Origin of the sequence: Algibacter pacificus, assembly GCF_008033385.1 — a bacterium.
In the GTDB taxonomy this organism is placed as follows: Bacteria; Bacteroidota; Bacteroidia; order Flavobacteriales; family Flavobacteriaceae; genus Algibacter; species Algibacter pacificus.
The window spans coordinates 273,738-295,537 of the sequence record NZ_VOGY01000002.1 but is presented as its reverse complement, the minus strand read 5'-3'; the positions used below and the strand labels follow the sequence as shown (position 1 = coordinate 295,537).

The 21,800-nt window shown below is 31.6% G+C and carries 29 protein-coding genes and 1 tRNA gene; 27 read left to right on the top strand and 3 right to left on the bottom strand.

Going from position 1 to position 21,800, the window contains the following annotated elements; all coding sequences use genetic code 11:
• Positions 1 to 169 precede the first annotated feature (169 nt).
• From FQU21_RS04320 to ribB, 9 genes are all read left to right on the top strand, one after another.
• Positions 170 to 754: an RNA polymerase sigma factor gene (locus tag FQU21_RS04320; RefSeq protein ID WP_147676760.1), complete on the top strand. Its 585-nt coding sequence runs from the start codon at positions 170 to 172 to the stop codon at positions 752 to 754.
• Positions 754 to 927: a hypothetical protein gene (locus FQU21_RS17390; RefSeq protein WP_187269320.1), complete on the top strand. Its 174-nt coding sequence runs from the start codon at positions 754 to 756 to the stop codon at positions 925 to 927. Before FQU21_RS04320 ends, FQU21_RS17390 begins: the two co-directional genes overlap by 1 nt.
• Positions 928 to 945: 18 nt before the next feature.
• Entirely contained in the window at positions 946 to 1,761 is an 816-nt protein-coding gene (locus FQU21_RS04315) for a mechanosensitive ion channel family protein (protein WP_147676759.1), read from the top strand.
• Between the two features lie 250 nt (positions 1,762 to 2,011).
• Positions 2,012 to 2,518 carry a thiol peroxidase gene (tpx, locus tag FQU21_RS04310; RefSeq protein WP_147676758.1) on the top strand — a complete coding sequence of 169 codons (507 nt, stop codon included), beginning with the start codon at positions 2,012 to 2,014 and terminating at the stop codon, positions 2,516 to 2,518.
• A complete protein-coding gene (locus tag FQU21_RS04305) occupies positions 2,511 to 2,882 on the top strand; it encodes a diacylglycerol kinase (RefSeq protein WP_147676757.1) in 372 nt (123 codons plus the stop codon). The genes tpx and FQU21_RS04305 overlap by 8 nt, the downstream gene beginning before the upstream one ends.
• A 157-nt stretch (positions 2,883 to 3,039) precedes the next feature.
• Positions 3,040 to 5,460, top strand: a complete 2,421-nt coding sequence (locus tag FQU21_RS04300) for an FtsK/SpoIIIE family DNA translocase (protein WP_147676756.1) — start codon at positions 3,040 to 3,042, stop codon at positions 5,458 to 5,460.
• A gap of 18 nt (positions 5,461 to 5,478) precedes the next feature.
• Positions 5,479 to 6,114, top strand: a complete 636-nt coding sequence (locus FQU21_RS04295; protein ID WP_147676755.1) for an outer membrane lipoprotein periplasmic chaperone LolA1 — start codon at positions 5,479 to 5,481, stop codon at positions 6,112 to 6,114.
• Between the two features lie 8 nt (positions 6,115 to 6,122).
• Positions 6,123 to 8,093: an LptF/LptG family permease gene (locus FQU21_RS04290; RefSeq protein ID WP_147676754.1), complete on the top strand. Its 1,971-nt coding sequence runs from the start codon at positions 6,123 to 6,125 to the stop codon at positions 8,091 to 8,093.
• A 14-nt stretch (positions 8,094 to 8,107) separates the two neighbouring features.
• Positions 8,108 to 9,268 carry a 3,4-dihydroxy-2-butanone-4-phosphate synthase gene (ribB, locus tag FQU21_RS04285; RefSeq protein ID WP_394348395.1) on the top strand — a complete coding sequence of 387 codons (1,161 nt, stop codon included), beginning with the start codon at positions 8,108 to 8,110 and terminating at the stop codon, positions 9,266 to 9,268.
• A gap of 107 nt (positions 9,269 to 9,375) precedes the next feature.
• Here ribB and FQU21_RS04280 read toward each other — a convergent pair whose 3' ends face one another.
• On the bottom strand, positions 9,376 to 10,569 hold the full coding sequence (locus FQU21_RS04280) for a DegT/DnrJ/EryC1/StrS family aminotransferase (RefSeq protein ID WP_147676753.1): 1,194 nt from the start codon (positions 10,567 to 10,569) through the stop codon (positions 9,376 to 9,378).
• A 146-nt stretch (positions 10,570 to 10,715) separates the two neighbouring features.
• Positions 10,716 to 11,345: an NAD(P)H-dependent oxidoreductase gene (locus FQU21_RS04275; protein ID WP_147676752.1), complete on the bottom strand. Its 630-nt coding sequence runs from the start codon at positions 11,343 to 11,345 to the stop codon at positions 10,716 to 10,718.
• 254 nt (positions 11,346 to 11,599) lie between these two features.
• On the opposite strand from FQU21_RS04275, the gene FQU21_RS04270 reads away from it, so the two are divergent.
• From FQU21_RS04270 to FQU21_RS04185, 18 genes are all read left to right on the top strand, one after another.
• Positions 11,600 to 11,684 (top strand) — tRNA-Ser (locus FQU21_RS04270).
• A gap of 250 nt (positions 11,685 to 11,934) precedes the next feature.
• Positions 11,935 to 13,215: a site-specific integrase gene (locus FQU21_RS04265; protein ID WP_147676751.1), complete on the top strand. Its 1,281-nt coding sequence runs from the start codon at positions 11,935 to 11,937 to the stop codon at positions 13,213 to 13,215.
• A 73-nt stretch (positions 13,216 to 13,288) separates the two neighbouring features.
• Positions 13,289 to 14,179: a helix-turn-helix domain-containing protein gene (locus FQU21_RS04260; RefSeq protein WP_147676750.1), complete on the top strand. Its 891-nt coding sequence runs from the start codon at positions 13,289 to 13,291 to the stop codon at positions 14,177 to 14,179.
• Positions 14,180 to 14,305: 126 nt separating this feature from the next.
• Positions 14,306 to 14,638, top strand: a complete 333-nt coding sequence (locus FQU21_RS04255) for a metalloregulator ArsR/SmtB family transcription factor (protein WP_068825264.1) — start codon at positions 14,306 to 14,308, stop codon at positions 14,636 to 14,638.
• On the top strand, positions 14,628 to 15,137 hold the full coding sequence (locus FQU21_RS04250) for an SRPBCC family protein (RefSeq protein WP_147676749.1): 510 nt from the start codon (positions 14,628 to 14,630) through the stop codon (positions 15,135 to 15,137). The genes FQU21_RS04255 and FQU21_RS04250 overlap by 11 nt, the downstream gene beginning before the upstream one ends.
• Positions 15,134 to 15,634 carry an SRPBCC family protein gene (locus FQU21_RS04245; RefSeq protein ID WP_147676748.1) on the top strand — a complete coding sequence of 167 codons (501 nt, stop codon included), beginning with the start codon at positions 15,134 to 15,136 and terminating at the stop codon, positions 15,632 to 15,634. Before FQU21_RS04250 ends, FQU21_RS04245 begins: the two co-directional genes overlap by 4 nt.
• Positions 15,631 to 16,014, top strand: coding sequence for a DoxX family protein (locus tag FQU21_RS04240; RefSeq protein ID WP_147676747.1), 384 nt, complete (start codon positions 15,631 to 15,633; stop codon positions 16,012 to 16,014). Before FQU21_RS04245 ends, FQU21_RS04240 begins: the two co-directional genes overlap by 4 nt.
• Before the next feature lie 2 nt (positions 16,015 to 16,016).
• Positions 16,017 to 16,229 carry a DUF4287 domain-containing protein gene (locus FQU21_RS04235; protein ID WP_147676746.1) on the top strand — a complete coding sequence of 71 codons (213 nt, stop codon included), beginning with the start codon at positions 16,017 to 16,019 and terminating at the stop codon, positions 16,227 to 16,229.
• Positions 16,230 to 16,255: 26 nt separating this feature from the next.
• Complete coding sequence (locus FQU21_RS04230) at positions 16,256 to 16,891, top strand: DUF998 domain-containing protein (protein WP_147676745.1); 636 nt, start codon at positions 16,256 to 16,258, stop codon at positions 16,889 to 16,891.
• 5 nt (positions 16,892 to 16,896) lie between these two features.
• Positions 16,897 to 17,259, top strand: coding sequence for a DUF1801 domain-containing protein (locus FQU21_RS04225; RefSeq protein WP_147676744.1), 363 nt, complete (start codon positions 16,897 to 16,899; stop codon positions 17,257 to 17,259).
• A gap of 9 nt (positions 17,260 to 17,268) precedes the next feature.
• Entirely contained in the window at positions 17,269 to 17,637 is a 369-nt protein-coding gene (locus tag FQU21_RS04220) for a VOC family protein (protein WP_147676743.1), read from the top strand.
• A gap of 83 nt (positions 17,638 to 17,720) precedes the next feature.
• Positions 17,721 to 17,960 (top strand): hypothetical protein, encoded by a 240-nt coding sequence (locus FQU21_RS04215; RefSeq protein WP_054724470.1) that lies wholly within the window; start codon positions 17,721 to 17,723, stop codon positions 17,958 to 17,960.
• 12 nt (positions 17,961 to 17,972) lie between these two features.
• The gene (locus tag FQU21_RS17670; protein ID WP_147676742.1) at positions 17,973 to 19,040 is read left to right on the top strand and encodes a helix-turn-helix transcriptional regulator; all 1,068 of its coding nucleotides are present in this window, start codon (positions 17,973 to 17,975) and stop codon (positions 19,038 to 19,040) included.
• Between the two features lie 87 nt (positions 19,041 to 19,127).
• Positions 19,128 to 19,721 carry a Crp/Fnr family transcriptional regulator gene (locus FQU21_RS04205; protein ID WP_068825280.1) on the top strand — a complete coding sequence of 198 codons (594 nt, stop codon included), beginning with the start codon at positions 19,128 to 19,130 and terminating at the stop codon, positions 19,719 to 19,721.
• Between the two features lie 85 nt (positions 19,722 to 19,806).
• Complete coding sequence (locus tag FQU21_RS04200; RefSeq protein WP_246124755.1) at positions 19,807 to 20,169, top strand: VOC family protein; 363 nt, start codon at positions 19,807 to 19,809, stop codon at positions 20,167 to 20,169.
• Positions 20,170 to 20,189: 20 nt separating this feature from the next.
• A complete protein-coding gene (locus FQU21_RS04195; RefSeq protein WP_147676741.1) occupies positions 20,190 to 20,567 on the top strand; it encodes a nuclear transport factor 2 family protein in 378 nt (125 codons plus the stop codon).
• 2 nt (positions 20,568 to 20,569) lie between these two features.
• The gene (locus FQU21_RS04190; RefSeq protein ID WP_147676740.1) at positions 20,570 to 21,025 is read left to right on the top strand and encodes a DUF1569 domain-containing protein; all 456 of its coding nucleotides are present in this window, start codon (positions 20,570 to 20,572) and stop codon (positions 21,023 to 21,025) included.
• 40 nt (positions 21,026 to 21,065) lie between these two features.
• Complete coding sequence (locus tag FQU21_RS04185; RefSeq protein WP_147676739.1) at positions 21,066 to 21,317, top strand: hypothetical protein; 252 nt, start codon at positions 21,066 to 21,068, stop codon at positions 21,315 to 21,317.
• A gap of 4 nt (positions 21,318 to 21,321) precedes the next feature.
• Here FQU21_RS04185 and FQU21_RS04180 read toward each other — a convergent pair whose 3' ends face one another.
• Positions 21,322 to 21,744 (bottom strand): DUF1330 domain-containing protein, encoded by a 423-nt coding sequence (locus FQU21_RS04180; protein ID WP_068825288.1) that lies wholly within the window; start codon positions 21,742 to 21,744, stop codon positions 21,322 to 21,324.
• Between the last annotated feature and the right edge of the window lie 56 nt (positions 21,745 to 21,800).

Sequence of the window (21,800 nt, the reverse complement as noted above, 5' to 3'; positions counted from 1 at the left end):
ATTAAAATCCCTTATCTTTAACAGGGATATTCTTTCATTATATATAATTTATAAATAGCACATTTCACATAAAACAAAGACGGCTTAAAAAATAATTAAAAAACAATGTGACTTTATAAATGAATCGGTGTCTAAATTTCTATAACCTTAAAACTAGCGCGAGCTAAACTTGAAAACCATACCAAAAATACAAAACGAATCAGATGAGGATTTGATAAAAAGTATTGTGCTAAACAACGACACTTTGCTCTTTGAAATTCTATATGATAGGTATGCCAACCTAGTTTATAATAAATGTTTGGGGTTTGCTAAAGATATAGATGAAGCTAAAGATTTAACACAAGATGTTTTCTTAAAGTTATTTGTTAAATTAGCAAGCTTTAAAGGGAAATCGAAATTTTCAACATGGTTATACGCTTTTACCTATAACCATTGTGTAAATTATGTAACAAGAAATACCGCGAAAAAAATAGAAAAACAATCGGTAGATTATACCGATATTGAAAATGTAGGAGGCCTTTATGAGGAAGAAGATGATGACAGCAGTTTTCTTGCCATGAAGGTTGATAAATTAAAAATTGCATTAGAATTGATTTCTCCAGAGGAAAAAATGATTTTGCTTTTAAAATATCAAGACCACTTAACCATAAAAGAAATAGAAGACGTTTTAGAATTAGGAGAAAGTGCTGTAAAAATGAGAATTAAACGGGCTAAAGATAAATTAGTAACCGTTTATAATAATAACCTTGGATAATGGAAAACCCGTTTTTAAACATAGATAAGCCATTAAAAGAAGTTCCACAAGAACTTAAGGCCAAGGTTATGAGTGATATTGCCATGGCTAAGCTCATAATGGAACTAGCCGAATTGTTTTCATACAATTTATCGAGTGTAATAGAACTCACTATAAAAAGTAGAAATAAGTAACCAAAATACCCTAATATTATGAACCTTGTTGACAGTTTAAAAGAATCCTTAAATACCATTTGGATAAGCGTAATTGATGTTTTACCCACTATTGCAGGCGCTATTATTGGTATATTAATTGGTATTTTAATTATCAAAATTGTTGTTTCAATAATAAAGAAAACCTTACGGTTTCTCAAGGCCGATAAATTAGATGATAAACTAAATGAAATTGATTTATTTGGAGATAAAAAAATTAACTTCAACGTTATAGATATTATTGCAAAATTCATTAAATGGATGCTTTATATCATCTTAATAATGATTATTACAGATATCCTAAACCTAAGCATGGTATCAGAAGGCATAAAAAGTATTATTAGCTATTTACCGAAAATAATATCTGCTTTGGCCATATTTGTTCTAGGTTTATTATTTGGTAATTTTGTGAAAAAATCGCTACAATCTTTTTTCGAATCTATGGATATGTCTGGCGGAAAAATGATTAGTCAAGCCGTATTTATGCTAATTTTAGTATTTATTACTATAACCGCATTAAATCAAGCAGGCGTTGATACCGAAATCATTACCAGTAATATAACCATGGTTTTGGCGGCATTTTTATTGGCATTTGCATTAGCGATTGGATTAGGTGCACAAAAAGTAGTTGGAGATTTATTTAAAACCTTCTATACAAGAAAAATTTATGAAGTCGGTCAAATAATAGAGTTTAATGATATTAAAGGAGAAATAGAATCTATTAATGGTATATCTGTTACCTTAAAAACAGAAACAGGAAAAATGGTTATTCCAATTAAAGACATAGTAGAGAGTCAAGTAAGAATGCAAAATTAATTTTAAGTTAGGGTTAAAATTTGGTTGGTTACTATTTTTGTATTCCGAAACACTTTCTATTCATCCCTTCTCATTCATTTGAGAAGGGTTTTTTTATATATAAAGAACTTCAAACATTAAACTAATCTGTTTCTTTTAAAGAATTACAAACCGAAATAAAGTTATCACAAATAAAAATTAAATTAATAAGCCTATTACCATATTAATAATAGAATACCTATTTTTACAACACAATTAAAAATATAAAACAATGGCAACAGTAACATTAAAAGGAAATACAATAAATACATCAGGAAATCTTCCTGAAACAGGCACAAAAGCTCCAGATTTTGCTTTAACCGCAAACGATTTATCTACAAAAAAATTAAATGATTTTGCTGGTAGCAAGGTTGTTTTAAATATTTTTCCAAGTGTAGACACAGGAACTTGCGCAGCTTCTGTTCGTCAGTTTAACAAAGAAGCCAGTACTCTAGAAAACACCAAAGTATTATGTATTTCTCGCGATTTACCATTTGCACATGCTCGTTTTTGTGGTGCTGAAGGTTTAAATGATGTAGTGAGTTTATCCGATTTTAAAACAGGAAGCTTCGGAAAAGCTTATGGATTAGATTTTATCGATGGTCCTTTAGAAGGTTTACACTCTAGAAGCGTAGTTGTTTTAGACGAAAATGCAAATGTAATATACACAGAACAAGTTGCTGAAACGGTAAACGAACCAAATTACAAAGCAGCTTTAGAAGCGCTGTTAAATGCATAACAAAAAAGAATCTTTTTTAGTAAATAGATTAAAAAGTGTTGGCTTTGCGTTTAAAGGTGCTATCCTACTCCTTAAAACCGAAGCCAGCATTAAAATTCAATTTACACTAGGTGTTATAGTAACCATTGCAGGATTTTACTTTAATATATCTACAACCGAATGGCTTATCCAAATTTTGGCTATAGCACTAGTTATGTGTGCCGAAGGCGTTAATACAGCCATTGAAGCTATGGCCGATTTTATTCATCCAGAACACCATCAAAAAATAGGTTTAATTAAAGATATTGCCGCTGGCGCCGTATTTATTGCCGCCATTTTCACTTCTATTATAGGGCTTATTATTTATATTCCTAAAATTTTCTAGACCCACAAATTTTCAAATCAAATGAATTACAAGTTTCCAATGCAATTTTTTAAAATAAAGATTCGTTAACGTTAGTAATTTGTATTTTTGTGTCGTTAAAAAAACAATATATTCTTGAACTCAATTCAAGATCTCAATTTGAAATCTAAACGCATTAATGGCGAAAAGTAAAACAAAAACCCAAAAAGCACCCAACAAAAAAACTATCAAACCTAGTTTTAAATTGTCCAATCAACAAAAACTAGTATTAGGTAGCTTTTTAATTATTTTCGGGCTTGTATTATTCATTGCTTTTATTTCCTTCTTTTTTACAGGAGAAGCCGACCAAAGCAGTTTATCAAGCTTTACCAATCGTGAGATTGAAACCGAAAATTGGTTAAGTAAATCTGGAGCTTGGTTGAGTGATTTATTTATTCAACGTGGGTTTGGTGTATCTTCAATTATATTTTCTGGACTCATGTCCCTATCAGGTATTTATGTTTTAACAAACAGAAACAAAACAAAATTGAGAACCCATTGGTTCTGGGGTATTTTAATCATTATTTGGTTATCCATTCTTTTTGGTTTCTTCGGAAAAACGAATGCTATTTTAGGAGGTACTATTGGTTTTGAAATTAATACTTACTTACAAGATTATATAGGAAAAATAGGCATTTCACTTTTACTCTTATTTGCGTTAATTACCTATTTAGCGATTAGGTTCAAGCTTACTTTTGAAAATATTTCAAATCAATTTAAATCGGCTAAACGTAATTTAAAAAGTGAATTATCGGATATGAAAGATGATATAAGTGTGCCTTTAGATAATAATTTATCAGAAGAAGCCGAAGATATCAAAGCCGCTTTCAACATTCCTAAAGATGATGAAAAACCTATAGAAACATCATTACAAAAAGATAAAACTCCCGAAAAACCCAAAGTAGAAAAAGTAGTTATTGAAGATAAAACACCACTTGAAGTTAAAATTGCTGAAGAGGAAGTTCTTGAAGAAGATCTAGAAATGAAAATCATTGAAGTTCCCGAAGAACGCTCTGAAACCGATAATTTAGCAAACAAACTTGTTGAGGATTTTGGACTATTCGACCCAACTCTAGAGCTTGGAAATTACCAATTCCCTCCATTAGATCTTTTAAAACAATATGATACCGGAGGAATTACCATAAATCAAGAAGAATTAGAAAGCAATAAAAATAAAATTGTAGAAACTTTAAACAACTATAAAATTGGTATAGCTAGTATTAAAGCTACCATTGGACCAACGGTAACCCTTTACGAAATTGTACCCGATGCTGGTGTTCGTATTTCAAAAATTAAAAATTTAGAAGATGATATTGCCTTGTCTTTAGCCGCATTAGGTATCCGTATCATTGCCCCTATTCCTGGAAAAGGCACAATTGGTATCGAGGTTCCTAATAAAGATTCAACTATTGTTTCTATGCGATCGGCTATTGCTTCGCAGAAATTCCAAAAATCCGAAATGCAACTTCCTATAGCATTAGGAAAAACCATTAGTAATGAAACTCTTGTGGTCGACTTAGCCAAAATGCCACACTTGCTTATGGCTGGTGCTACAGGACAAGGGAAATCGGTTGGATTAAATGCCGTTTTAACCTCTTTACTTTATAAAAAACATCCAGCAGAAGTTAAATTTATTTTAGTAGATCCTAAAAAAGTAGAACTTACGCTTTTCAATAAAATTGAACGTCATTATTTAGCCAAACTTCCTGACAGTGAAGAAGCTATTATAACCGACAATACGAAGGTAATTAACACCTTAAATTCGCTTTGTATTGAAATGGATAACCGCTACGAGTTGCTTAAAAATGCCCTTTGTAGAAACATTGCCGAATACAACGTTAAATTTAAAGCTAGAAAATTAAACCCGAACGATGGGCACCAATTTTTACCATACATTGTTTTGGTGGTCGATGAGTTTGCTGATTTAATTATGACGGCCGGTAAAGAAGTTGAAACCCCAATTGCCCGTTTAGCACAACTTGCCCGTGCCATTGGTATCCACTTAATTATTGCTACACAGCGTCCATCGGTAAACGTCATAACCGGTATTATTAAAGCCAATTTCCCCGCAAGAATAGCTTTTAGAGTAACCTCAAAAATAGATTCACGTACTATTTTAGATGGTTCGGGAGCCGATCAACTTATTGGTCGCGGTGATATGCTTTATACTCAAGGTAACGATTTAATTCGTATTCAATGTGCCTTTGTAGATACGCCAGAAGTAGAACGTATTGTCGATTTTATTGGCGCACAAAAAGCTTATCCAGAAGCTTACCTGTTGCCAGAGTTTGTTGGTGAGGAAAGTGGCACAAGTCTTGATATAGATATATCCGATAGAGATAAACTCTTTAAAGATGCAGCTATAGTAATTGTAACGGCTCAACAAGGTTCTGCGTCGCTTTTGCAACGTAAATTAAAATTAGGTTACAATCGCGCAGGTAGAATTATAGATCAATTAGAAGCGGCTGGCATTGTTGGCCCTTTTGAAGGAAGTAAAGCCAGACAAGTTTTAATTCCAGATTTAATAGCCTTAGATCAGCATTTAGAAAATGAAATATAATTTAAAATGAACATAATAATGAAAAAAATTATTGCACTTTTATTAATAACCCTTTCCGTAAACACCTTTGCTCAAAATAAAGGAAAAACATTATTAAATGAAGTTTCCAAAAAGGTAAAAAGTTACAATAACATTTCAATAGATTTTAAGTATGTACTTGAAAACACTGCTGAAAATCTAAAACAAGTGACTAAAGGAGATATTGTACTACAAGGAGAAAAATACAAATTAAATATTCTAGGTATTACGCGTCTTTTCGATGGCAAAACCATGTATAGCATTAGTCCAGAAGATGAGGAAGTGACTATTTCTTCAGAAAATGATAATGAAAGTGATGCCATTACACCAAGTAAAATGTTATCTTTTTATGAAGACGGCTACACCTACGCCCTTGATATTGAGCAAAATATTAATGGGAGAAAAATTCAATATGTAAAACTAACACCTATTGATTCTGATTCTGAAATTAAAACCCTTTTATTAGGTATCGATGCTAAAACAAAAAATATTTACAATTTAATTCAAGTTGGTAAAAACAATACAAAAACCACACTTACCGTAAATTCTTTTAAAACAAACGAGACTTTATCGAAAACCTTATTTACCTTTGATGCGGACAAGTATCAAGACTATTACATCAACAAACTAGATTAGGTATTCCTTTGAAAATATTAGACCGCTACATACTAACAACCTACTTTAAAACATTTTTCAGCGTATTTATTATACTTGTGCTGATTTTTGTTTTACAAACCATTTGGCTCTACATAAAAGAACTTGCAGGTAAAGATTTAGAAATAGATATTATCGCTAAGTTCTTAATTTATATTATGCCAAAACTAATGCCGCTGGTTGTGCCACTTACCATACTACTCTCATCAATAATGGTTTTTGGTAGTTTTGCTGAAAATTATGAATTTGCAGCAATGAAATCCACTGGTATTTCATTACAACGTGCCATGTCTGGTTTAAGTATTTTTATTGTAGCCCTTGGTATCATTACCTTTTTCTTTGCCAATAACGTCATTCCTTGGGCGGAAGTAAACTCGTATAACCTTAGACGTAATATTGCGAAAATTAAACCTGCCATGGCTATTGCTGAAGGTCAATTTAACCCGATTGAAGGCACTCCCTACAATATAAAAGTTGAAAAGAAAAGTGGTGAAAATGGTCAGTATTTAGAGAATGTTACTATTCATTTAAAAGCCGTCAATGGACGAACAAACGCTACCATAATAAAAGCAAAAACTGGTGAGTTAGCGAGTGAAAAAGATTCTAATGTTTTAAAACTTATATTGTTCAACGGCAATTACTATCACGATATTAATGAAAAAGATAGAAAAAAGAAAGCAAGAAAACCTTTTGCCAAAAGTACATTCGAAAAATACACGATTAATATTGATTTATCAGACCTGAATAAGGTTGATATCGATGAGCAATCTCAAACCGATAAATACAGCATGCTAGATGTAGTAGATTTAAATACGGCTATGGATTCTCTAATAAAAAAACAATATAACGAGAAAGAAGGACTTGCTAAAAACTTAATTAACAGGTCTAGTGTTAATAAAATATATAGAAATACTAAAACCAAAAAGAACTCCTTATATAACGGTCCAATTTTAAATGTCTTTAATACTAAGCAAAAAATAGAATTAATAGAGCTTACTTTAAAAGCAACTAGCAGTAACAAGCAAACTATTACTCAGAAAATAGCTTCATCTAAAATTACAAATTCAACATTTAACCGACACGTTATTTCATTTCATGAAAAATTCGCATTAGGAGTAGCTTGTATTATTTTATTCTTTGTTGGAGCTCCTTTAGGTGCGTTAATTAGAAAAGGTGGTATTGGACTCCCAATGGTCATCGCTATTTTACTCTTTTTAACCTATCACTTTATTGGTATTTTTGCAACAAACTCTGCGAAAACAGGTAATTTCAATCCCGTTTTAGCCAGCTGGTTTTCTACGCTCGTCATGTTACCATTAGGTATTTATTTAACAAAACGTGCCACAGCAGATAAAGGTATATTTGAAGTAGGAAACCTTATGGAGCCGCTTAAAAAAATATTCAAAATAAAAGAAAAAAACGCTGTTGATTATAAATTTTTAACTGCTTATAAAACGAATGAACTCGTTGATGTTATTAAAAATTATGAAACCCTAGGACACGATGAAAACTGCCGATTTGAAGCGCTAAACCTATTAAAGGAACGTGGACATAGCATTCAAGATTTACAAGAATCGCAAGGCTTGATTATAGATTCGCAATTTGAAGCTTCCGAAAAAATTGCTAAACATTATAAAGAGCACTCCACATTTGCAATTTCTTTGTATGCCACAGGCGCCGTATTATTAATCCTATTTTTTGTATTTAAAAATAATAAACTATTACCACTAGCTACAGCTTCTATTCAATTAAGTATTGTATCCTTTCTTCTTTATATAATTTACTATATAAAGTCTATAATTAATTTGAATAGCTTTTATGCCTATATCAATAAAAAAACAAAACGTCCTAGTTTAGGATTACTCATTTTAGGGTTGCCATTTTATATGATGACTTACCCTTTATTAAACGTTAAATTGAAAGAAGATTTAAAACAATTTTGTTTAGATTCTTTGAAATAACACATTTTTAATAGATGATTTTAGAACCTATGAGCCCCGTATCCAACCCAGACACTAAATTAAATACCATTCACGATGCCATTGAAGACATTAGAAATGGTAAAATAATTATTGTGGTCGATGATGAAAACAGAGAGAATGAAGGTGATTTTCTGGCTGCCGCCGAAAAAGTAACACCAGAAATGATAAACTTTATGGCAACACATGGCCGCGGATTAATATGCGCGCCCTTAACAGAAACACGCTGTAAAGAAATTGACTTAAACATGATGGTGAGGAATAATACCGACCCTATGGAAACCGCTTTTACCGTATCGGTAGATTTACGTGGCCATGGTGTAACTACAGGTATTTCTGCTGGTGACCGAGCTAAAACAGTAAAAGCACTCATTGATTCTAACATTAAACCTCACGATTTGGCACGTCCAGGACATATATTTCCTTTAATAGCAAAAGAAGGTGGTGTTTTAAGACGAACAGGCCACACCGAAGCCGCCATAGATTTTGCACGCTTAGCAGGTTTACAACCCGCAGGTGTTATTGTTGAAATAATGAATGAAGACGGTAGCATGGCACGCCTACCACAACTATTAAAAATAGCACACAAACACGATATTAAAATAGTTTCTATTGAAGATTTAGTGGCTTATAGAATGCAACACGATTCTTTAATTGAGAAAAAAGAAGATTTTGAAATTGAAACACGTTTTGGAAGCTATAGATTAAGAGCTTATAAGCAAACAACTAATAATCAAATCCATATAGCCTTAACAAAAGGGGCTTGGACCGATGACGAAGCCGTACCCACCCGAATAAACTCCACACTAATTAATAACGATATTTTAGGAACGCTTACCAACAATGTAGACGCCCAACTAGAAAATATGTTTAGCGTTATTAATACTAACGGAAAAGGTGCTATTATCTTTATAAACCAAGAAGTACAATCGATGAATATTTTAAGTCGATTGGCTTTTCTAAAAGAAAACCAAACCGCGGAAACTATTACCAAAGCTCCAAAAATAAATATGGATAACCGTGATTTTGGAATTGGTGCCCAAATTCTTCACGATTTAAATATTCATAAACTACGTTTAATTACCAATACCGAACAAACTAAACGTGTTGGATTAATTGGATATGGTTTAGAAATTGTAGATTTTATGAATTATTAATCAAATTCATTTTATAAAAAAAAGGCTTTAAATTGTGAATTTAAAGCCTTTTTTTATGTTCTAATATTTTAATATAAACCTTTGTAGGATAGTTGGAATAACTCTTTTTATAAAGCCGTTTTAATAAGTGCCACCATTTTATTAGCGCGTTCTTTAACTTCCTCCTCTGTCCACGAGAGTTTGATTAAACAAGATATGTTTCTGCCAATATAGCTATCCGATTTTTCAAATGTTCTTGTTTGAAGATGTTCTAAGCCTTGTTTTACTTCTTTAGAAAGAGGAAACAATGATTTTAAATTCTTTAAATGATCCCATTTACGAATGTAATGCCAATTGTTATCATAATAATTCCAACAACCATCTACTCCACCGTTTTTAAAGGCTTCAATTACTTTTCTAGAAGTTTCTAAATCGGGTAAAAAGAAGTTTAAAAAAGCACAACTTTCTACACCTCCTTCGGGAACCGTTCTAAAAACCACTTCCGGAATTGTGGATAAAGCTTCACGAATAATATTAAAATTTCGTTTTTGTATCTCTAAAAACTCTGGTAATCGTTTTATCTGTGCTAAACCTACGGCCGCGTGCAATTCTGAAATTCTAAAATTATAACCTAAAAACGGATGCGTTTCTGCACCACGATCGCTACCTTCATGATCGTGACCATGATCGCTATAATGATCGGCGTTGGTATAATATTTCTCGTTGTTTGTAATTACAGCACCACCTTCTCCACAGGTAATTGTTTTAACAAAATCGAATGAAAAACAGCCTAAATCGCCTACACTACCCAATGGAATACCGTTAAAGGTTCCTCCAATGGCTTGGCAAGCATCTTCTACTAAAAGCAGATTATGTTTGTTAGCAATCGTTTTTAATGCCGTCATATTAGCCATACTTCCGCACATTTGCACCACCATTATGGCTTTTGTTTTTGGTGTAATAGCAGCTTCTACCGCTTCTGGATTTAATCCTAAAGTATCATCAACATCAGTTAAAACAGGAATGGCGCCTAACATCATGATGGCCTCAAAACTAGCGACAAATGTGAAGGTTGGCATAATAACCTCGTCTCCTGCTCCAACGCCCGCCGATGCTAATGCTACCGATACCGCAGCGGTTCCGCTTGATACTAATTGTACGTGTTTCGACTGAAAGGCATTTTTTAATTCACTTTCTAAAGCTTTGGCTTTCCAATGGCCGTTTCGCATACCATCGAAACCATAGCGCATTAAAACGCCATTATCTAAAACATCGTTAACTTCTTGTTTTTCTAATTCTCCAAATAATTCGAATCCTGGCATATTGTTGTTTATTTATCTTTTTTTCCAATTTTAGACGATTACTGCGTTAGGGATTGAACGACCTGTTTGAAATCCTTTTTGTTTTAATAAAAAAACAAAAAGATTGAGTAGTGAAAGCCCGACCCTTGCGGTAACGCCCAAAGGTATTAAATTTCTATGATGCTTTGATCTATAGATTTCCTTACTTTTTTTAAGGTTGAAAACATATCGTTCGCATCCCGATAGCCTACAGGCATGATTAATACAGATTTTAACCCTTTTTCTTTTAGCTGAAGAATTTCGTCGTATTTATCTGGAATAAATCCTTCCATTGGACAGGCGTCTATGTTTTCTATAGCACAAACCGTCATAAGATTTCCGAGTGCTATGTACGCCTGGTTTTTAGACCAGTTTTGGCGTTGTTCTACGCTTTTACCTTGCATGATACCAACCAATTGTTCTCGGTATGGTTTTAGGATACTTTCGGGAGTGTTGCGTATGGTTTTTATGTTATTGTAATAGTTTACAACATCTTGTTCTTGAATATCTTCTTGGATACATATTACAAGCAAGTGCGAGGCATTTACCACCTGCGGTTGGTTATAGGAATGCGGAAGTAAGCTTTCGCGAAGTGCTTTGTTTTTAACAATAACAAGGCTTAAGGTTTGTAAACCAAAAGAGGTTGCGGTAAGATTAAAGGCTTCTTTTAATGTATTTAACTTAGCGGCGTTTAATGTTTTTGTTGCGTCGAATTTTTTGGTTGCATAACGCCATTGCAACTGCTTTATAATATCCATTTAATTTTACTTAATTGATATGCAAAAGTAAGGTTTTATAATTCTATTTTTTTTGAATTACTTCGAAAATATAAGTTTTATTAGTATCTCGGCTTTTTTTAAAATATTTTTTTCTTTTCTTTTTCCCTAAAAATGAATACATTATAAATGAGTTTCAAAATTATTTAAAAAAAACTTAATTTTTATTAGAATACATCGAAAAAGGCTCTTATATTTGCACCCGCAATAAGGCAATAACCTTATGAGACACTCAAGGAGAAATGGCAGAGTGGTCGAATGCGGCAGTCTTGAAAACTGTTGAGGGTCACACCTCCGGGGGTTCGAATCCCTCTTTCTCCGCTAAGAGTTTAAGAAACTCAATCAAAACGCTGTAAAACTTATGTTTTACGGCGTTTTTTCATTTGTGACTATCCCATAAAGTTCATTAAATGGTATGCTTTCAGTGACCTATTTAGTGACCTATTGTTTAAAATTCAAATAGGTCACTAGAAAACGCTGAAACACTTGTATAATAAGGAGTTCACGTTTTGAACATCTTGTTTCAAGTGGTTTTAAGAGATAGTTTTATCAACCTAAAAAGTTACCACAAATGACCAAAACATTCAACTTACTCTTCTTGATTAAGAAAAGTAAAATCAAAGCCAATGGCACAGCCCCAATTTATTTAAGGATAACCATTAACGGAAAACCAAAAGAAATTGCATCAAAAAGATATGTAGCACCCGATTTATGGGATAGTAAACTTCAGAAAGTGATAGGTAAATCCGAAGAAGTAAAATCTTTAAATAGGTATCTTAAAACGTTAGAGCAGCAAGTTTATGATACACACCACACAATATTAAAAGACAAAATAACTGCAACCTCAGCAGTTTTAAAATCTAAACTTCAAGGTGTTGATGATAAACAAAGAATGTTAATTCCAATCTTCAAAGATCATAATAACAAAATTAAAGAACTGGTTGGAAAAGAATATGCTCCAGGAACATTAGAGCGTTACAAAACATCTTTAAAACACACAATAGCTTTTTTAGAATGGAAATATCAAATATCGGATATAGATATTGCAAAAATCAATCATGCTTTCATAACAGAGTATGAATTTTATTTAAGAAGCGTTAGAAATTGTAATAATAACACAGCAGTCAAGTACATCAAGAATTTCGGTAAAATCATAAAGATATGTTTGGCCAATGATTGGCTAGACAAAAATCCATTCGCCAATTATAAAGCAAAAGTTAGAGAAGTTGAGCGTGTCTATTTAACAGAAGAAGAAATCCAAACCATATTGAATAAAGATTTTAAGACAGAAAGATTATCGCTAGTTCGTGATATCTTCCTTTTTAGTTGCTTTACAGGATTAGCATACATTGATGTCAAAAATTTAACAAAACTGCATATAAGTATTGGAATCGATGGAGAGAAATGGATATTTACTCACAGACAAAAAACAGAATCCGCTTCAAAAATCCCCATACTCCCTGTTACACAAATGATAATTGATAAGTACGCACAGCACCCGCAATGTATAAACGAAAACAGACTGCTCCCTATTTTGAGTAATCAAAAAATGAATGCCTATCTTAAAGAAATTGCAGGTGTTTGTGAAATTGAAAAAGATTTAACTTTTCATATTGCACGCCACACTTTTGCAACCACCGTAACACTTACAAATGGCGTTCCTATAGAAAGCGTAAGTAAAATGTTGGGGCATAAAAATTTACGGACTACCCAACATTATGCAAAAATTTTGGATAAAAAAGTAAGTGAGGATATGAAGGTTTTGAGAGATAAATTCAGTTTAACTGATATAAAATCTCAAAAAAATAATAATTTAACTTATTATAATAAACTACTATCAAACAACTTATAACTATGATTGTTTTTCTAAATATCTTTTCTTTGTAATTCAAAACAAACATTAGCTATATAAGAATAGAAATTTAATGAAAGAGAAAAGTATTCCTTTTTATACTTCTATTAATGATTTTCTAGAATCAATACCTGTCAATCATAGGACTAAAAATCCTATGTTTTATTGTATGCGTTTAGAAGAGCATAAAGATGAAATTTACAAAGCTCCATTTCGTAGAGATTTCTTTTTTATCGGTTTAATAACATCTAATGGAAAAACCAATGTTATATATAACAATCAAGATGACCATATAAAAGAGTCATTTCTCACCTTTCAATGTTCAAACTTGATTTATAGTTTTTACAAAGAAAAAAATACGGAAGGTTATCTCATTTATTTTAAACAGGAATACTTTAATTTTTTAAAATTTGATTTTTTTAATGAATTCCCATTTTTTAATATTTTAAACATCAACTTATTTCAACTAGAAAATAATAAATATCAAGAATTATTACCAGTATTTGAAGAGGTATTTAAATCTTATGAAAATATAGATGTCTTTTCCAAAGTTACTACACATAAATTTCTTGCTTTACTCTATAATCTAAAAGAATTTACTAAGATTCAAAATGAATTACAACCATTAATAAATTCTAGTCATTCCATTACAAATCAATATTTAAAATTGGTGAATGTTCATTACCTCGAAAAACGAACAGTTAAAGAATATGCTACCTTATTAAATATCAGTGCTAGTCACTTATCTAAAACCGTTAAAACTGAAACAAATAAAAAAGCACTTTCGCATATTAATGGCAGGCTTATAAAGGAGGCAAAATCACTGATTCAATTCACTAATTTAAGCATAGCTGAAATAGCGCATCAATTAGGCTTTTCTGACGCTTCTAATTTTGGTAACTTCTTCCGTAAGCATACTTCAACCAGTCCACTAACATTCAGAAAAAACTACACAACCCGATAAACACCATTTATTCCCGCTTTTGCACCATTTTATAAAATAAGGTTAACCTAATTTTGTAATGAAATTATATTTACAATTTGCGTAGCCAAATAACTTCACATATATTTGTAGTCAAATAACTTCATAATGAAATTAAGACGAGATATTTTCCAAGCCATTAGCGATCCAACAAGAAGAGCAATATTGGTACTACTTACTTCACAATCCATGACAGCAGGAGCAATTGCTGAAAATTTTGATGCTGCGAGGCCTACTATTTCTAAACACATTCAAATTTTAAATGAATGTGACTTGGTTGATGCAAACCAACAAGGTCGAGAAATATACTACGAGTTAAAAGTTGAAAAAATGAAAGAAATCGACAAATGGTTAGAGCAATTTAGAGCCATTTGGGAAAATAGATTTAACCAACTAGATAATTTATTAGAAACACTTAAAAACAAAAATAATGAAGAGTAATTTATTATTCAATTTTTCCGTGAATAAGGAAAATAAAACTATTAACATTCAGCGAGAGTTTAATGCTAATCTTGAATTGGTTTGGAAAGCTTGGACAGAACCAGAATTATTAAACCAGTGGTGGGCACCAAAACCCTATCATATTGAAACTAAAACTTTAGATTTAGAAATTGGCGGAATGTGGCTTTATGCAATGGTAAGCCCTGAAAACGAAAAGACCTGGTGTAAAGCTGATTATAAAGGAATTGAAATAAACAAGTTATTATCTTGGTTAGATGCCTTTTGTGACGAAAATGGAAATGAAAATACAATAAAACCACGCTCATTATGGACAAATATTTTTACAGAAAAAAATGACATTACATTAGTAGATGTTACCTTAAAACACGATAAACTAGAAGACATTGAAACATTGATTAAAATGGGCTTTAAGGAAGGTTTCGGAATGGCTCTTTTAAACTTAGACCAATTATTATTAACTAAAAATAAAAAACAATGAATAAACTACAATTTGACTTCTTAGTAAACAAGAAAGATAACACACTTACTATTGTGCGTGAATTTAACGCAGAAAGAGAACTTGTTTGGGATTGCTACACGAAAAGTGAATTATTAGAAAAGTGGTTTGCACCAAAACCATTGACGGCCAAAACAAAGACGATGGATTTTAAGGAAGGCGGCTATTGGTTATACGCTATGATAGAACCAAACGGAACTGAGCACTGGGGACGAACAGATTTTACAGAAATTAAACCTATTGATTATTATAGATCATTAGATGGGTTTTGTGATAAAAATGGAAATCTAAACCCAGGTTTGCCAAGAGCAAAATGGCATGTGAGTTTTTTAGATTTGAATGAAAAATCAAAAGTTGAGACCATTGTAACCTACAATTCTCTAAAAGATTTAGAAACTATAATAGAAATGGGAATGGAAGATGGACTTAAATCAACGTTAGAAAGATTGGATGAGTTATTAATAAATGTAAGAAAATGAAAAAGATTAAAATCATATTTTGGATAGCAACTTCCATCATTTTTGCGTTAGAGGCCCTAATGCCATTGGCAACGCTTTTATTCGCACACGAATATTTTAACGCAGGAACTAAACCTTTGGGCTATCCCGATTACTTCGCCTACGCTTTAATTGTTTGCAAAATATTAGGAGCAACCGCGATAATGCTTCCAAAACTTCCAGTTAAACTAAAGGAATGGGCGTATGCCGGTTTAACATTCAATTTAATTTTTGCAGCTATAAGTCATATAGCGGTAGACCAAGTCATAGCCAACATTGTAATGCCTATAGTGGTAGGAATTGTTCTAAGTGTATCTTATATCTACTCACAAAAAATTAATCATAAATCTAAAACTATATAATTATGTCATTCCAAACATACATCAAAAACATAGAAGATAAAACAGGTAAAACCGCAGAAGATTTTCAAACATTAGCAGAACAAAAAGGCTTTACCAGGAATGGAGAATTAGTTGTAAAGGCTACCAAAGTGACCAATTGGTTGAAAGAAGACTTTCAGTTAGGCCATGGTCATGCAATGGCTATGTATGCCTATATAAAAGGGAAAAGAGAATAAACTACCATCCTTAAAATTATAATTAAATGAACAAGTTAACTGTTACAAAAATAAGTGCTATCGGATTTGTTGTCCTATTAGTCATTTTACATTTCATAAACACATCAGTAAATCCAATATGGCAACCCATTAGCGAATATGCATTAGGAAATACAGGTTGGTTAATGCAGATTGTATTCTTTTTACTTGGTATAAGTTTTTTAACCTTAGGCTTATATCTAATTAAATACTTACCCAAAATAGGTTCTAAAATTGGAGGAGTGTTGTTAGTAATAGCATCTCTTGGTAATTTCTTAGCAGGCATTTTTAATACTGATCCTGTAGATACTTTACCCAAGTACATGACTATGAGTGGCCAAATTCATAACGCAGCAGCAGGATTATTAGGTTTTATGATTTTGGCTACGGTGTTTATTACTTATCAATTTAGAAAACAGGAAAAGCTTAAACCATTTAGAAAAAATATGTTTGTATTTACTATAATTCTTTGGGGTTTAGAGGTTGCTTTAATAATTGTCATGGGTGTTTATTTGAGTGAAACGAATGGTATGATTACACCAGAGACTCCTATTGGTTGGCTTGGTAGAATCCTTATCGTATTTTGTGCTATTTGGGTTTGGAGTTGTGCTCATTATCTCCAAAAATCTAATTTCAAAAATTAGCTCATATGAATACCATCAATCAATTCATAAAAGATAAAATTAAGGAAGAGCATCAACCTATTTTTTTAAAGTTTAGGAGCTTGATTAAAGCAAAATTCCCAACACTAAAAGAAGAGATGCGAGGAGGAACCGAAAAATATTATGGTGTCCCAGTTTATAGACACAATAGAATTATCATCTCCGTGAGCCCTACCCTAAAAGGAATTACCTTTTCATTTACGGATGGTAAACAGTTTGAAGACAAGTATAAAATACTTGAAGGAGTCGGAAAAAAATCATTAAATTTAAGATTGAGTGACCCCAAAGATTATAAAGATGACATACTTGAGTATTATATTTTACAAGCGATTGAATTAGATAACAAATAAAGATATGTAATGAAAACAACCATTCTAAGAATAGTTCCTAACATTTATTCCAATGATGTGGAAGCAAGCAAAAAGTTTTATACTCAGTTTTTAGATATGAAATTGGTGATGGATATGGAATGGGTTTTAACTTTTGCATCCAAAGAAAACCCAAAGGCTCAAATCACAATTATTCAAAATACGGAGAACAAACCACTGGATAATAAAGCCATTTTTCTATCCATAGAAGTGGTGAATATTGACCAATGGTATGAACGAGCAAAAACACAAGATATTGAAATAGTTTACCCAATAACAACCGAATCTTGGGGTGTAAAACGATTTTTTGTCAAAGATCCCAACGGAGCAACAATCAATTTATTATCACATTTTGTTTAGTTTTTTTTAAATAAAAAAAGACTGTCAAAGGGTTGTCACAATTCCTAGTTTTCTTTGTTGTATAAAATTATAATTGTTATAAAATGATAGAAGTATATAAAACTAATATCTTAAAAAAGAAACAAGCTAGGAGAATAAAGAAACAAATAAAAAATAGGTTTCCTAATTACTGTATTGATTTTGATCTTGAAGATTGTGATCATATTTTAAGAATCGAAAATTTTAACGATATATTAGACAATGACGTTATTATCAATATGGTTCAAAAACAAGGTTTTAATATTGAAATTCTAACAGATGAAATTTCTATAGTAAACATTTAAAATACTATTGTGATGGCATATACAGATAACATTTCAAGACTTTCACGGTTAACGGCAATTCATTTAAAATTACAGTCCAATTTATATGTGACTGTAGAACAATTGTCGGAGCAATTCAATATTAGCAAAAGAACTGTTTATAGAGATTTACACGCTTTAGAGCAAGCCAATGTTCCTATTGTGACTGTGGAGGGAAAAGGTTATACTTTAATGGACGGGTATAAAATTCCACCTGTAATGTTTACAGAAACTGAAGCAAATGCACTCATTTTTGCGCAAAAGATAATGGCAAAAACCAAAGATGAATCTTTGATAAATGAATTTAATAATGCCATAGATAAAGTAAAAGCAGTATTACGAAGTGAAGAAAAATCAAAAGCTGATTTTTTAGCGAATAGAACATTTATAGGAAAGAATTGGCAAAATGAAAAAACAAGTAATTTTCTTTCTGTAGTACAACGTGCTTTAACAAATTTTAATGTATTAAAAATAGACTATAAAAAAGAATCTGACGTAGAACCAATTCTAAGAGAAATAGAACCTTTTGCTATTTACCATAGTTTTTCAGAAGATTGGATTGTAGTAGCTTGGTGCAGGTTGAGAAATGAATTTAGAAATTTTAGAATAGACAGGATAAAAACCATCGTTAGTTTACCCGAAAAATTCGTTCCACACCATATGACAATGGAAGAATATGGTGAAATCCAGCGGAAAAAATATTTAGAAGGAAATAGTTTACATTATAAAAATATAAAAACAACCAAAATGATAACCGTAAAAGTAACGTACACTGTAAAACCTGATTTTGTTCAGAAGAACCAAGAAAACATTAACTTGTTTATGACTGATTTCAAAAAAATGGACACTAATGAATTCCGCTACGGTTCCTATGTGTGTGGAGACGGCAAAACATTTGTTCACCTATCTCATTACAAAAATGAGAACATTCAAAAAAAATTGCTTCAGGTGCCTTCATTTTTGTCTTTTCAGAAACAAAGAGATGAAAGTGGTTTAGAAGACTTGCCAGAAATTGAAGTAATGGAAGTAATTGCTTCTTCACATGATATTTTTAAGTTTTAAAACCTATAAATAAAAACAAATGTTTACCTACTCCAATTTTAAGATTATAGAATCTCAATATTTTGTATTTTTAAACAAAAAAAAATAATGACAGATTCCTTTTTTGAAAGTATTTATAACTATCCAAGTATTAAAAAAGAGGACTATAAAGCTATTATGTCCGCCCACACCAAAGTTGAGTTTGTAAAAAATGAAATCATACTTAATGAAGGCAAAATAAGCAATGAATATTTTTTGATAAAAAAAGGATTGTTTCGTTCATTTGTTATTGACTATAAAGGTAACGAGATTACTACCGATTTTTTTAGTCCTAATGATATTTTAATTGAAGTAGCTTCTTTATTTCTTCGTACACCTTCTAATGAATCCATACAAGCATTAACAGACTGTGAAGTTTATAAAATTGAGTTTAATGATTTTCAAAAGTTATATAGTACTATAGAAGGATTTACAGAATGGGGTCGCAGCTGGATGTCTCAGCAACTTTTTATGGCAAAACATCGTGCTGTAAATATGCATACACAAAGTGCTTCTCAACGCTATTTAGAACTAATGATTCAGAACCCACAAATAATCAAAGAAGTACCCTTAAAATATATTGCGACTTATTTAGGGATTACCGATACGTCTTTAAGTAGGATAAGAAAAGAAGTATTGTCTCAATCAGAGAACTTGCCATAGGACAAGATTTTTTCGCTTTCCTTTTTTCATTTTTGTAATCATAACAATTAAATAAATAGATAAGATGAAAAAATTTAATCCTGTAGTGTGGTTCGAAATTTATGTAAATGACATAGATAGAGCTGTAAAGTTTTACCAAAATGTATTTCAAGTTACATTGGAAGATATGAGTGACCCAACAAATAAAAATGTTCAAATGAAATGTTTCCCTAGTGATATGGAAAATTACGGTGCAGCTGGAGCTTTAATGAAAATGGATGGGATAACACCTTCTACAAATGGTAGTCTTGTTTATTTTGGTTGTGAAGATTGTAAAATTTTAGAAAATCGAGCAGCTGAAAATGGAGCTGAAATTATTCAAGCGAAAATGGGAATTGGAGAACACGGCTTTGTATCTATTGTTAAAGATACTGAAGGGAATTCTATTGGGTTTCATTCATTGAACTAGGAAATAAAAATGATTTAAAAATGACCAAAATAATATCAAGTCCCAATTGCGGTAATTCTCCCAAAATGGAATTTTTAAAACAATTTAATATTGCCTTTGTCGAAGGAAATGTTGCCTTTTTAACAGAAAATGTAACAGACGACATCGTTTGGAATATGATTGGCGACAAAAAATTAGAAGGAATAAAAGCGTTTACGGAAGAATTAGAAAAAATGCAATCTGTAAAAGCATCTGAATTGATATTAAATCAAATCCTATCCCACGGTAAAGAAGGTGCAGTAAATGGGGTAATGACAATGGAAAACGGTAAGCAATATGCATTTTCTGATTTTTATATTTTTCAAAGTGCTAAAGGAGAGAAATTAAAAGAAATAACATCATACTGCATAAAATTATAAAGATGAAAACCATTTTTGACCCGAACATCAGACTACAGCTAATCAAACGAATTGAACAAATCAATGCAGACAGTAAAGCGCAATGGGGTAAAATGAATGTTTACCAAATGATAAAACATTTGAACATTTGGAATCAATGGGTGTTAGGTATTGATAACAATATACCTTATAAACAAGATTTTCTAGGTAAACTTATTGGAAAAATGGTCTTAAAGGCCAACACCAAAAACGACAAACCAATAGGCAAAGGTGCACCAGCAGGTTCAAACTTTACCATCAAAGAGAAAAGTGGAGATTTTGAGAAGCAAAAACAAAAATTGTTTGATTTAACTGAACATTACGGGTGCTATAACAACCTAGATTTTATTCACGGTTTTTTCGGTAGAATGACCAAAGAACAAATTGGAATTTTCGCTTATAAGCATTATGATCATCATTTAAGACAGTTTGGAGTTTGACTTACATTCATTGTATAGAAGTATAAATCTCTTGAAGAAAATGAAAGTGAATCCCCAGATTAATACTCCCTCTGCCACGGTCGAGATTTTCAAAACCAATGTTGACAACCAACAGTTAGCCAACAAAATAGTAGCTGATTTCAAGCAATTATATCCTGAGTATCGCATCAACTTTGATTTAGAGGATTGTGATAAAATACTTCGTATAGAAAGTTATACAGGTATTGATATTTTAGGCATTCTCAACTATGGCAGTTTAAACAATTTAGAAATAAATCTTATTGACTATTAGATGCTTAAAATTTTATTTCAGAGCTTGGTAGCAAACGTGAATCTTCAAGTGCAGCAGTTCTATGACCAGCATTTTTTAGATAATCTTCACTTTGAGCAAATTCCATAAATTTTAGTACCGATTGATGTTTAACCAATAATATTGCATCCCATTTTTCAGTTTCAGGTCCTATTAAAAAATCTTTTCCCTTTCCATAATATACAATTTCACTACCTGCTTTTAGAAATTGTGATTTTGTGGTATCGAGATATAGCTGATAGGCTTCTTCTCCACTAATTTCTTGTTTGGGTCTTAGATGTTTTAAATCTGTATAATCAGCTATTTCTTTAAATTTTAATAGATTTAACATTACTATTTCTCCCCTGTCCTTAAAGTTTTGATAAAATTGTTTACCACTATTGGTTGTGGCTTCTAAATATTTTTCCATTACAAATTATTTAATCTAACCATTCATTTACAGTTGTCTAATTTAAAATAATACAC